General features: G+C 72.6%; 7 protein-coding genes. 2 read left to right on the top strand and 5 right to left on the bottom strand.

All coding sequences use genetic code 11. From position 1 onward, the window contains the following. The first annotated feature begins 119 nt into the window (after window positions 1-119). A complete protein-coding gene (locus tag WMF44_RS06920; RefSeq protein ID WP_437298330.1) occupies window positions 120-605 on the top strand; it encodes a gluconokinase in 486 nt (161 codons plus the stop codon). Window positions 606-688: 83 nt separating this feature from the next. Here WMF44_RS06920 and WMF44_RS06915 read toward each other — a convergent pair whose 3' ends face one another. Next, window positions 689-2110 carry a hypothetical protein gene (locus WMF44_RS06915; protein WP_437298329.1) on the bottom strand — a complete coding sequence of 474 codons (1422 nt, stop codon included), beginning with the start codon at window positions 2108-2110 and terminating at the stop codon, window positions 689-691. Window positions 2111-2994: 884 nt separating this feature from the next. On the opposite strand from WMF44_RS06915, the gene WMF44_RS06910 reads away from it, so the two are divergent. Next, the gene (locus WMF44_RS06910; RefSeq protein ID WP_437298328.1) at window positions 2995-5598 is read left to right on the top strand and encodes a GAF domain-containing protein; all 2604 of its coding nucleotides are present in this window, start codon (window positions 2995-2997) and stop codon (window positions 5596-5598) included. A gap of 708 nt (window positions 5599-6306) precedes the next feature. Here the strand turns inward: WMF44_RS06910 and WMF44_RS06905 are convergent. The 4 genes from WMF44_RS06905 to WMF44_RS06890 form a co-directional block, all read right to left on the bottom strand. Next, entirely contained in the window at window positions 6307-6642 is a 336-nt protein-coding gene (locus WMF44_RS06905; RefSeq protein ID WP_437298327.1) for a hypothetical protein, read from the bottom strand. Between the two features lie 735 nt (window positions 6643-7377). Continuing rightward, entirely contained in the window at window positions 7378-9519 is a 2142-nt protein-coding gene (locus WMF44_RS06900) for a response regulator (protein ID WP_437298326.1), read from the bottom strand. Window positions 9520-9991: 472 nt separating this feature from the next. Beyond that, on the bottom strand, window positions 9992-11107 hold the full coding sequence (locus tag WMF44_RS06895; RefSeq protein WP_437298325.1) for a prephenate dehydrogenase/arogenate dehydrogenase family protein: 1116 nt from the start codon (window positions 11105-11107) through the stop codon (window positions 9992-9994). 198 nt (window positions 11108-11305) lie between these two features. Further along, on the bottom strand, window positions 11306-12436 hold the full coding sequence (locus WMF44_RS06890; RefSeq protein ID WP_437298324.1) for a serine/threonine-protein kinase: 1131 nt from the start codon (window positions 12434-12436) through the stop codon (window positions 11306-11308). Window positions 12437-12532: the final 96 nt, after the last annotated feature.

Genomic DNA, 12532 nt, shown 5'->3' with positions numbered 1-12532 from the left:
GGGATCGGAGGCCTACGCATGCGCCCGGCGCAGCAGGGGGCGTGCCGAACCGCCCATGATAGGATGGCTCCCACCATGCGGAGAGCTCGAGAGACAGCCATCGGAGAGGCGCGGCGCCCGTGATCGTGCTCGTGATGGGCGTGAGCGGCGCCGGGAAGACGACGGTCGGGGCGCGCCTTGCGCGCGAGCTCGGATGGGAGCTCGTCGACGCCGACGACTTCCACCCCGCCGCCAACATCGAGAAGATGCGCGCCGGCAAGCCGCTCGACGATCGGGATCGCGCGCCGTGGATCGCGGCGCTCACCGCGCGCATCCGAGAGCTCCTCGACGAGGGGCGCGGCGCCGTGATCGCCTGCTCGGCGCTCAAGGCGGCGCACCGCGCGCAGCTGCTCGTCGACCCCGCGCGGATGCGCCTCGTGCACCTGATCGGCGATCCAGCGCTGATCGCCGCGCGCCTCTCGGCGCGCAAGGATCACTTCATGCCCCCCGGCCTCCTCTCGACGCAGCTCGCCGCGCTGGAGCCGCCCGAGGACGCGATCCGCGTCGACGTCGGCGGCAACCCCGAGGAGATCGTCGCCGCCGTCCGCCGCGCGCTCGGCGTGTGAGCCGGGCCCGCGCCGCGCCGCCTGCCGACGCCGGGCGCTTTCCAGGCGCTCTCTCCGGGAGAAACCCGAGCGCCCGCGCGCGGTCAGCCCGGGTCCGGCAAGCGGGTCAGGAAGAGCGCGCCCTGGTCGCTGGAGAGGCGTTCGCCCCCGAGCGCCATCGTGCCCTGGAAGGACCCGGCCAGCATCGGGCTCTCCCACGGGTCCATCTCCAGCCCGGAGACGTGGACGTCCGCGCCGATGCGCCGGGTCCACTGCTCCTCTCCGCTGGAGCTGAGCCCGGCGGCCCACGCGCTGCACGACGCCGGCTCATCCGCCGACCCGCACAGCGCATCGCCGGCCAGCACCACGCGCTCGCCGCTCGCCGTGACGCGGCGGGGGCTCCGCGCGTCGAAGCGCTTCACCCAGATCACACGGCCATCCGGGCCGATCTTGGCGACGAACGGCCGCGGGCCGCCCGGCAGATCGGGCTCGCCGAAGACGCCGCTGCCGGAGAGCAGCGCGGCGCCTTCTGGATCCACGGCGAGGTCGTACGCCTCCTCGAGCTGATCCGGCGAGCCACGGAACCGCTTGTGCCACACGAGCTCTCCGTTCCGGTCCAGCTTGGTCACGAACGTCGCCGTGCCCCGCCCGTCCTGGCTCGCGAGGAGCGCGTTCCCGTCGCGGTCGACCTCGATGCCGATCTCCTCGCTGTCGGAGCCGCTCGGCGGCAGGCTGACCCACGCGAAGCGACCCGAGGCGTCGAGCCGGACGACGAAGGAGCCGATGGCCCGCCGCTCGATCCGCGCGCCGGCGACCTTCGCGGCCCCCTCCAGCCTGCCGAGCACGAGCGCGCCGCCGCGACCATCGGCGGCGAGCGCCGTGCCGATCAGGATCGCGTCCTCCTCCGCGGAGATCTGCGCCGCCCAGCTTGCCGCGCCGCGCGGGCCGAGCTTCGCGAGGAACAGGTCCGCGCCCGAGGGCGACGCCGCCGTGAGCCGGTGCGCGCCGAAGCGGACCGTGCCGGAGAAATCGCCGAGCACGAGCGACTGCCCCCCGCCGCTCGCGGCCACGTCGATGGCGCTCTGCGCCGTGCCGTCGCCGAACTGCTTGCTCCAGAGCGGAGCGCCGCACGCGTCGAGCTCGGCCACGAAGGCGTCCGTCGCGCCCGCGCTCCGCAGCCGGGTGCCGCCGAACGTCAGCTCCCCATCGAAGGAGCCGGCGAGCAGCGCGCGGCCGGCGCCGTCGATCGTGAAGCCGCGCAGGGTCGCGCCCTTGCCAGGATACTGCCGGCTGAACGCTCTCTGCCGACACGCCCGCTCGGCCCGCTCGCCGTCGCCGAGCCCGGCCGCGCCGGCCGACCGCCCGCCGGGTGCGACCGCGGCACCCAGGCACACGCCCCCGGGACCGACTGCCCCCATCTCGCACATCCCGGGAGGCGAGCCGTGCTCCGCGTTCGCCCGCGCCGCACCGCCGCTGTCGCCTCCCGGTTCGCCCTCCGCCACGACGTCCGCAGCCTCCGAGGACATACACCCGGCGCCACAGCAGATGACGCCGCAGAGGGCGCTCCGTGCTCTCAAGACAGACCACATACTGCATCTCCTCTCCCGCCTCGACGCGGGCACACTGGAAACACTGCAGGATGCGGACCATGGCCCGCGCCTTTCAAGCTTCTCGCGAAGTTGAAAACTCCAAACTTTTCTCGATGGATGCGGGCTCATCCGGGGCGGGAGGACGCGTTCGTCCAGCGCCGCTTCATGTCCTCTTCACACCGTCTTCACACCGCCTTCACACCGTCATTCCCGGGCGAACCGGCCCTTCGACCCCGGTCGCGCGGTCGATGGACTCACGCACTGGCAGGCGCGCGCCGACAGAGATGGATAAAGCATCTCTCGCCCTGGACACGGCCTGTTCCGGATCCAGATCACCGATGGTCGAGATCTGGCCGAGTCGCTCGCCGCTGCCGTCGAGGCGCGGGCGACTGGCATCTTGAACGCCGCCCGGCCCGGCAAAGGCGCAGGCGATGGGGCGGGTCGCTCGCGCGCAAGGCCCTGACGCCGGGGCGGCCCTGACGCCGGGCGGCGCCGCGAGCCGCGGGCGGGGCGCTCGCGCGGACCCCGAGGCCGCCCTCCCCCGGCTCCCCGGGTGGCCGGCGGCGCGCGCAGACCGGAAAGACGGGCGTCTACCACCGTAGCGCACCCACGCCCACTTAAGGTAGGATGCTGCCACCCGACTCCGGCGGACGTATTCCCGCTGGAGGAGCCCGCGACCGCGGGCGCCGGCCGCTCCATGACCCCCTATCCATCTACGATCACGACGGAGCTCCCTGCGAGCGAAGGCGCGACTGCGCGGCCCCCCCGCGAAAGCCCCGCCTTCGCCGCCGGCGCCCCCCGCGATCGCCTCGGAGATGGCGATGAAGTTGCTCTGCAAGCCCGCTGACGAGCGCACCGCGCGTGCGCAGGTGCTGAAGGTCGACATCGACGCCTACGCCGCCCTCCCTGACGCGGAGCGGCGCGCGGTCCACCTGCGCCTCGGGCGCATGGCCGAGGCGCGATCGCAGCGCGAGCGCTCGGACGAGGCGCTCTTCGAGGCCGCGCACCACCTGAACCTCGGCGCGCCCTTGATCGTCGAGCCGCGCGAGCGGGCGGCGCTCGCCGCGATGAACCTCGCCGCGGGCCGCAAGGCGAGGGAGCGGGGCGCGACCCCGGCGGCCGCCGATCTCTTCGAGGCCGGGATCGCGGCGCTGCCAGACGGGAGCTTCAAGCGAGACCACGAGATCGCCTTCTCGCTGCACGCGGAGGCGGCCGAGTGCGCGCACCTCGGCGGCCGGCTCGATCGCGCCGAGGCGCTGCTCGACGTGCTCGCGGCGGAGGCGCGCTCGGATCTCGAGCGGGCCAGGGCGCACGAGCTGCGCATCGCCGTGTACACGACCCAGGGCCGGCTCGACGAGGCGGTGGCGCTCGGAAAGACGGCCCTCGCGATGCTCGGCGTCCCCCTCCCCGAGGACGGGCCGGGGCGGAAGGCGGCGGCGGACGCCGAGCTCGCGGCCGCGCGCGCCGCGCTCGGCACGCGCCGGCTCAAGGATCTGCTCGACGAGCCCGAGGCGTCGGACGCCCGGACCCGCGCGGCGCTCCGGCTCCTCATGGCCCTCATGCTCCCCGCCGCAACGGTGAACCCGCCGCTCTGCACGTTCATCGCGGCCAGGCAGGTCAACCTGTCGCTGGAGCGCGGCCACGGCGGAGCTTCCCCGTACGGCTTCATGGCCTACGCCTGGGTCGCCGCGCGGGTGCTCCGCCGCTACGACGAGGCCTACGAGCTCGGCCAGCTCGCGCTCGAGATGAACGAGCGGTCCGGACAGCCAGAGCTCTCCTGCCGGCTGCGCGTCGTGCTCGGGGCCCACGTCAGCGTCTTCACCGATCACCTCCTTTCCAGCCTCGATCTCTTCCAGGCCGCGCTCGAGGCGGGGCACAGGACGGGCGATCTCACCTACCTCTCCCAGGCGTGCGTCCACACCGCGCTCGTTCGATTCGGGCTCGGCGACGAGTGCGAGGCGGTGCGGGCCGAGGTCGATGGGTTCCTCTCGCTGGTGCGGCGCGCGCGGGAGGAGCTCGCCGCCCTCGCGCTGACCGGGGTGCGCCGCGCGCTCGACGACCTGATGGACGCGACGCGCGCCGGCGCGTCACGCCCGCCCAGCCACGGCGCTCTCGACGACGCAGGGGATGAAGCGAAGCTCTCGGCGCCGGCGCACGGCGCCGCCGCGCGCATCCACTACGCGCTGCGGCAGCAGATCTGCTTCCTCAACGAGGACTATGAAGGGGCGCTGCGGATGGGCTCGCTCGCCGAGGCGAGGATGCAGGGCGGCGTCGACGATCACCTCGCGACCGAGGTGTTCTTCTACACCTGCCTGACGCTGCTCTCGCCCGCGCTGGCGCGCGGCCGGCAGCTGACCACCGTCTCGGTGGCGAGCTACCGGGATCGGTTCTCGGAGTGGGCCGAGCGGTGCCCGGACAACTACCGTCACAAGCACCTCCTCCTCCGCGCGGAGTCCGCGCGCGCCGCGGGCGAGGAGCTCGCGGCGATGAAGCTCTACGATCAGGCGATCGAGTCGGCGAAGGTGAACGGTTTCGTCCGGGACGAGGCGCTCGCCAGCGAGCTCTGCGCGAAGTTCCACCTGGCGAGCGGCAGGGAGAGGATCGCCCACGTCTACATGGCCGACGCCCACGAGGGCTATCTGCGGTGGGGCGCGCAGGCCAAAGCGCGACAGCTGTCGCGAAAGTACCCGCACCTCGTGGCGCGCGCCGCGCTCGTCGGGCAGCAGAGCCGTCCGCCGGAGTCCGCGCTCCCGGCGAGCACGGAGCGCCCCACGTCGCTCGACGCGTTCGCCCTCCTCCGCGTCTCGCGCGCGCTCTGCGGGGAGCTCGTCCTGGAGCGCCTCTTCGAGCGGCTCCTCCGGGCCCTGAGCGAGAGCGCGGGGGCGCAGCGCGCTGTGCTGCTCCTCGCGCGCGACGGCGCGCTGACCATCGAGGCCGAGCTCGACGGCGACCGCGGAGGGGTCCGCCTCGGACCTGCGACGCCGCTCGAGTCCACCGCCGATCTCGCCGCGAGCGTCGTCCAGCATGTCGCCCAGACACAGCAGCCGATCGCCCTCACCAGCGCGGCCATGGACGAGCGGTTCGCGGACGACCCTTACCTGCTCGAGGGCGGCCTTCGATCGATCCTGTGCCTCGCCATGACGCATCAGGGCCGCCTCACCGGCGTGCTCTACGCGGAGAACGGCGCGACCGCTGGCGCGTTCCGCGCCGGCCAGGTCGAGCTCTGCGGCCTCCTCGCATCGCAGGCGGCGGTGGCCGTGCACAACGCGTTGCGCCACCGCGACGCGCAGAGCACCTCGCGCGAGCTCCGTCGCTGCAACGAGGCCCTCGTCGATGAGGTCGCCCGCCTCACCGAGGAGCTCCGCGCGTGCAACCGCGACGCTAGCCCCACGAGCGAGCTGCGGCGCTGCAACGAGGCGCGCTAGCCCCGCTACAGCGGGGTGCGTCCGCGTCCGTCCCGCCCGACAGGATTCCCCGCCAAGAAGGGGAGAGCTTCAGCGAGGCGCGCGGGGCGCCGTGGGCAAAACACACATCGCGGAGGGGACATCCCCTCTAAAAATCCATGACGCCGGCACCAGAGGGGCCGCAAAACATGCATAGCGTGGGCGCGTCGGCGCGCCATTGGCTCCGTCCGAGATGCGTGCAAGCGCGAAGGGGAACGCAATCGTGCGAACAAGGCACGCCCGCAACGCGAAAGACACGTGGCAGCGCGGCAGCAGCGCAGACACCGTCCTGCACACAGCCCCTCGAGGCCGGCGCTGACAGGCGCATGCTCCGAAATCAAAATGCTCGGGACACCACGGGACGGTGGGAAGACACAAAGCACTTGCCGTCTCCCAGCCCACCCGTGATGCCCGAGCCTAAAGCGCGGCGCAGCTTCGTGCGCTACGGGCTCATCCGCGTCGTTCGGCTCGCTTCAGCGCACGTTCGCACGCCTAACGCGCTGGCCTGGCGGTCGAGCTAGCATCCCACGAACCTGCACATCGCGATAGAGCGCCGAACAAAGCCAGACCGAGCCATGCAGCCGCGAAGACGCATGGGGACGGGAGGTGATGAGTGGCGCTCCAACAGCCTATCCCCCGCCCGCCGTACCGCGGGCTCGGCGAGGGATGGCCGCTATCGACACGCTCGTCTCAGGCGCCGCCCGCGCCACCCTCGCCGCCGGCGCCACCCGCGCCACCCGCGCCACCGGTGCCGCCGCCCTCGCCCGCGCCACCCTCGCCACCTGCGCCGCCGGTGCCGCCGCCCTCGCCCGCGCCACCCTCGCCGCCGGTGCCGCCGCCCTCACCCGCGCCACCCTCGCCGCCGGCGCCGCCTTCGCCGCCTTCGCCGCCCGTGCCCGACGCCGAGCTCGTCGTCGTCGTGGAGGTGGTGGTGGTCTCCCCGTCATCGCCGCATCCGGCGCCGATCATCATCATGGTCGCGCCTAGCAGCAGCGCGCTTGCAAAGATGCTCTTCGAAGCGTTCATGGTTCGTTCTCTCCGTTGGGTTGTCCCCCCCAAAGAATGACTCGGCAGAACCCCGCGCCGATCACCGCTCCACACCGCCAAGCGACTCAATCCACGCAAATTCGCGCAAAAGGTGCGCCTCAAAAGGCGCTATGAGCACGCTGCGTTCGATGGGCCGGTGTCCACTCCGTGGTGATTCCGTTATGGTGGACGATAGGCCACCATACTGGATTACGCAAGCTTTTTGTCTCACTGCATCATCGTTGCATGTGGGTGCCGCCCCGTGAGCGCCCACCAGTCAAGCACATTCGCCTACATCGGCGCGGGCGAACATGACGCGTGAAGAGCGACTGTGCCTGACAGCTCATCCGCGATAACGGATTGACCTCCAGAGGTGAGGGCCCCATGAGCCAAAGTCTCCTCGCGTGAGCGACCTGGAGGAGCGGCGCCGGCGCCGCGCAACACGCGAACAGCGCCCGACTGCAGCGCGGACGCGCCTCGTCTGGCCCCCGATGGGTCGGCTCCCTGTCTGGTCATGAGGACACGTTCGCGTCATGAAGTGCAAGTCCCAGGCCCGATGCCCATCGGCCATGATCCTCGTCCCTGCTCATGAGCGCAGGCACGCCAGGGAGAGACCCGATATCGCTGGCGGGTCGGGCAAGGTAGCGGGCGAGCTCATGTTGGATGTGCGAGCGACAGAGAACGCGGAGGCGCGGCGCTATGGAGCGCCCGCGGCCCCTCGTCTCCGCGCGCTCTTCACGGGTTGATCTTCTCGCTCGACCCTCGCTCCCGGGCGCAGGGGAGGTCGCCTGCGCGGGCCCGGGCCGCGAGGCTGGCCACGGCGGCCACGAGGGCGGCGGGCTCGATCGGCTTCGTGGCGTGCATGTGGAAGCCGGCGTCGAGCGCGCGCTTCTGGTCCTCCTTGCGAGCATAGGCCGTCAGGGCCAGCGCGGGCAAATCGCCGCCGGCCTGCGGCGGGCGCTGGCGGATGGCGCGGATGAGCTCATAGCCGTCCTCGCCCGGCATGGCGATATCGCTCACGAGCACGTGCGGGAGATCCGCGCAGAACGCCGCGAGCGCCTCGTGGGCCGAAGCCACGGCCGTCACCTCGGCGTGGTGCTGCGACAGCACCTCCTGAAGGAGCTCCCTGGCGTCCGCGTCGTCCTCGACGAGCAGGACGCGGAGCCCGCCGAGGTTGGACGCGGACTCCGAGCAAGCGAGCGAGCGCGACCGCCCCTCCCTCGTGAGCGCCGGGAGCGAGCTGCGCTCGACCCCGAGGAGCGGGAGCCGGACCACGAACGTGGACCCCTTGTGCAACCCAGGGCTGTCGGCCACGACCGAGCCGCCGTGGATCTCGACGAGCTGGCGCACAAGGGACAGCCCGATGCCGAGGCCCGCGTGCGTCCTGCGGCTCGTGCTGTCGGCCTGGCGAAAGCGCTCGAAGACGAGCGGGAGGAAATCCGGCGCGATCCCCTCCCCCGTGTCGCGCACCGTGAGCTCCGCCGTCGCGCCGGCCCGCCGGAGGGAGACGAGGATATGGTCCCCGGGACGCGTGAACTTGAGCGCGTTGGACGTGAGGTTCGAGACGACCTGCTGCAGCCGATCCGCGTCGCCGTTCACCTCGATGTCGGGGTCGAGCGAGACGTCGATCGTGAGGCCCTTTGCCTCGGCGGCGGGGCGGATCGCGTCGATGGCGGTCTCCACGACGGGCGCGAGCGCCATCGGCGCGGCGCTGATGCTCAGCTTGCCCGTCGTGACCCGCGAGACGTCGAGGAGATCCTCGATGAGCTTCGTCTGCGCGGCCACGTTGCGCTCGATCACCTCGAGCCCGTGGGACACCCGCTGCTCATCGAACGGCTCGGACCGCAGGAGGTGCGTCCAGCCGAGGATCGCGTTCAGCGGGCTGCGCAGCTCGTGGGAGAGGGTGGCGAGGAACTCGTCCTTCAGGCGGTTCGCCTCGCGCTCCTCGGCGTGCACGCAGTTCTGGATGGCGATGGAAGCGAGCTGCGCGAGCTGCACGAGGACGGTCTCGTCGTCGTCGGAGAACTCGCCGTCGTTCCGATCCGAGAGCTGGATGGTCCCGATGTTCTGGCCGTCGGCCGCGGTGAGGGGCGCCGCGAGGTACCCCCGCGGCGGCGGCCTCTGCCCGAGGTTGTCCAGCCACTCCGGGTGCAGCGAGAGCTCTCGCTGCGTCAGCCGGAGAGGCCTGTTCCTGGCGCAGACGAGCGCGCACAGCTTGCCCGCGATGGGGGGAGGCGCCTCCTTCTGGAACGTCGTGTACCGCTCCGAGAGCGACACCGCGGTCCGCGCCCGCTCGCCGGGCCGCTCCAGCTTCACGAGGGTCATCGCCTGATGGGCGCCGCCGACGTCGCGGGCCGCCTCCGTGATCGCCGCGACCATGGCGTCGAGCGACAGGGCCGAGTTGATCGTGAGCGCGGCGCGGTTGAGCCGCTGGAGCTGCTCCGCGTGCGCGCGCAGCGACTCCGCCTGGAGCTTGATCTTCTGCGTCTTCTTGAAGAGGTCGACGAAGACTGACACCTTGGTGCGGACGACCTCGGGGGCGAACGGGGTCATGATGTAATCGACCGCCCCGAGCGAATAGCTGCGCTCGACATAGACGCGCTCGGTGTGCGCCGTCAGGAAGATGATCGGCGTGTGCAGCGTGCTCCGCCGCTTGCGGATGAGCGTCGCCGTCTCGAACCCATCTATCTCAGGCATCTTGATGTCGAGGAGGATGACCGCGAACTCCTCCTGAAGGAGATGGCGAAGCGCTTCCCTCCCGGACGCCGCCTTGACGATGTTCTCGCCGAGCGGCGCGAGGACTGCCTCCAGGGAGAGGAGCTGCTCAGGCCTGTCGTCAACGATCAGGATGTTGACTCTGCCTACTTCCGCCCTCATCCCGCGTCTCCTTGCCCCCCTTGCTCCGTTGTCAGCGCCGCGGCCAGCCTCGCAGCATCCTCAGGAATGGGGCTGTGTCCACCGCTTTCGGGCGGCGTCTGCCGCGTCCGCTCCAGCCCGCTCCAGCGCTCCGTGCGAGGAGGCTCGGGGAACCAGGTCGCCGGGGGCGCGCGGAGCGCGGGCCGGCCACGCTCAGCCCCGGAACGCTCGGCCCGCCCGGCATGGCCGCTCCGCAGATCCATTCCAGCCCCTCCCGTGCGCGGCGCTGCGCCGACGAGCTCGTATCGTAGTCGAGGCGCTGTCTTACCTGCGACCCAGGTCTCGCCTGCAGTATCCACAAGGGGGCGCCTGACGCCGCTGCATGATCCCCGCACGCAGACCCTACACCGGAGCACGCCGGGGTGGAATGAGGAAGACGCGCTCGGTGTGCCTCGTGTTTCGGTGGTGAGGAGCCCGTCGCCTGCGCCGGGCGCTAGACGGCGGAGCGCCGCTCCTGGAGCGAGCGCGAGTGCCGGAGGATCACCTCGAAGACCTCGGCGACGCCGTCGGGGTCGAGGCCGAGCTCGACGGCGCAGCGGCGGCGCGACTCCATCAGCCGCGCCTCGCGCACCGGATCCCGGACCGCCGCCCCGATCGTGGCCTTGGCGCGCCCGGCGCGCTGGACGAGCTCGGCCCTCCGCGCGAGCAGGCCGACGAGCTCCAGATCCAGGTCGTCGATGAGCTCCCGCGCCTCGCGGAGCTCGGGAGAGAGCGCGCCGAGATCGGGGATCGCGAGCGCGGCGAGGTCCTCGGGCGCGGCGTCCTTGGTCGGGACGTCGAGGCTCCGATCGACGGCGACGAGCGCGTCGATGAGGCGGCGGCGCGCCTCGCCCGCGAAGGGGTTCTCGCGGTGCAGCGCGGCGAACAGGTGCCCCGCGTCCACGCGCACCGTCTCGATCGTGTGCGCGATGCCCTGGAACGAGGGCGGCGCGTAGGGCGCGCCAGCGGGCACGCCCGCGTCCATCATGCCCTTCGCGATGAAGAACGCGAGCGCGTGCGTGAAGGCCATGACGCGGTCGTGCTCCTCCGGCGCCTGCTCCAGCACCTGACAGCCGATCCGCTCGAACAGCGCGACGACGCGGCGCACCGCGCCCGGGTGCGCGGGGTTCGGGCAGACGACGACGCGCAGCGGGCGCTCGCCGCGGGCGAGGCTCGCCGGACCGAACAGCGGGTGCGTCGCCACCCAGGGCCGGCCTTCGCCGAGCACCTCGGCCATGGCGCTCGCCGGCACGCTCTTCACGCTGCCCACGTCGGCCACCAGCTGCCCCGGCGTGAGGTGCGGCCGCAGCGACAGGAGGGCCTCGCGCACCGCCGGCACCGGGACGGCGACGATGACGAGATCCGCGCCGTCCACGAGCTCCGGGAGCGAGGCGGCCCGCGCGGCGCCGCGGATCTCCGCGGAAGGGTCGAACGCGCGCACCGAGATCCCCGCATCGTGGAGCAACGACCCGAGCGCCGCACCGAAGCGGCCATACCCGAGGAATGCGACCTTGCCGATGCGCGCGGGCGGAGCGAGACCGCCCCCGGAATGCGGGAGAGAATGCGGCATGCGGCGGATACTACGACAGCCGGTCTACGCGGATGTCACGTTTTCTCGGCATAGCCGCGAGGATCTGCGACCGCGTCCGTTGGGAGACAGGACGGCTCTCCGGCTTCTCCACGCCCGCCGCGCTCGCGGCGACGGTGCCCCTGCGGCGAGGGCCGGAGGCGGCGCTCCTCTGCCCGCGGCGGCTCGGCCGGCGCCGGCTCACCTGAGCTGCGTCGCGGCCACGCCGAGGATCGCGAGCAGCGACGCGACGGCGGCGATCAGCGCGATGCGCGCCCTGCTCCGCCCCGTGTCCTGCGCGCCGTACGCGCCATACCGCTGGGTCACCGGGCCCGCCTCCGAGCTCGGTCCGGCGCTCTCGGGCGGGCGGGGCCTCGCGCTGAGCCCGAGCCCGATCGTCGGGAGCGAGGCGCGGGGGCGCGTCGGGAGCGTCGCGCCGAGGAGCCGCGCGGCCCGCTCCACGTGATCCTGGCCCTCCGCCGAAGCGTGGGGGGCGAGCGCGATCGCCAGCTCGGCCACGCTCGTGGGCCGCCGCGCCGGGTCCTTCTCGAGGCAGCAGAGGAGCACGCGGTCGATGGCCGGGGGGATGTCGGACCGCAGCGCGCTCGGGAGCGCCGGCGCCGCGCTCGCGATGCGCGGCGCGAGATCGGCGAGCGAGCTCGCCTCGAACGGCGGCCGCCCGGTCAGGAGCCGGTACAGGATCGCGCCGAGCGACCAGACATCGGCGCGGGCGTCGACGGCGACCGAGGATCGCATCCGCTCCGGCGACATGTAGAGCGGCGCGCCGAGATCCTCCCGCGTCTGCGCCGGCGCGCCGCCGTCGCTCGGGCCGGGCAGCTCCCTGGACGCGCCGAAGCCGAGCACCTTGAGGAGCGTCGCGCCGCCGGGGGTCGTCGCGAGGAACAGGCGCGCCGGCTCGAGGTCGCGGTGCACGATCCCCGCGGCGTGCGCCTCGGCCACCGCCACGCAGGCCTGCAGCACCCAATCGATGGCCTCCGAGAGCTCGAGCCGGCCGCGGCCGCGCAGCAGCTCGGAGAGGTCCTGCCCGTCGAGGTGCTCCGTGACGATGTACGCGACCCCCGAGGCGAGCTGGCCGACGTCGAGCACCCGCGCGACGTGCTCCCCCTTGAGCGCCACCGCCGCGCGCGCCTCCCGGAGCGAGCGCTCCACGCGCTCCGGGCCGCCGTCGGCGAGCAGGAGCTCGATCGCGACCCGCTGCGGAAGCACGAGGTGGCTCGCGAAGGCCACCGTCCCCAGCTCGCCGCTGCCCGAGATCCTGTCGACCCGGTACTTCTCGGCGATCACGTCCCCTGCGACGACAGGTGCGTTCATCAAAGCTCCCCGCAGCGCGCACCGGCGCGTGGGCAGCCGCCCGCCCCCCGTACATGCGCTGATTCATCCTAGCACCTTCGCTCGCCGGATTGGCGG

This window comes from Sorangium sp. So ce426 (genome assembly GCF_051475585.1).
In the GTDB taxonomy this organism is placed as follows: Bacteria; Myxococcota_A; Polyangia; order Polyangiales; family Polyangiaceae; genus Sorangium; species Sorangium cellulosum_B.
This window is presented reverse-complemented; position numbering and strand designations above follow the sequence as displayed.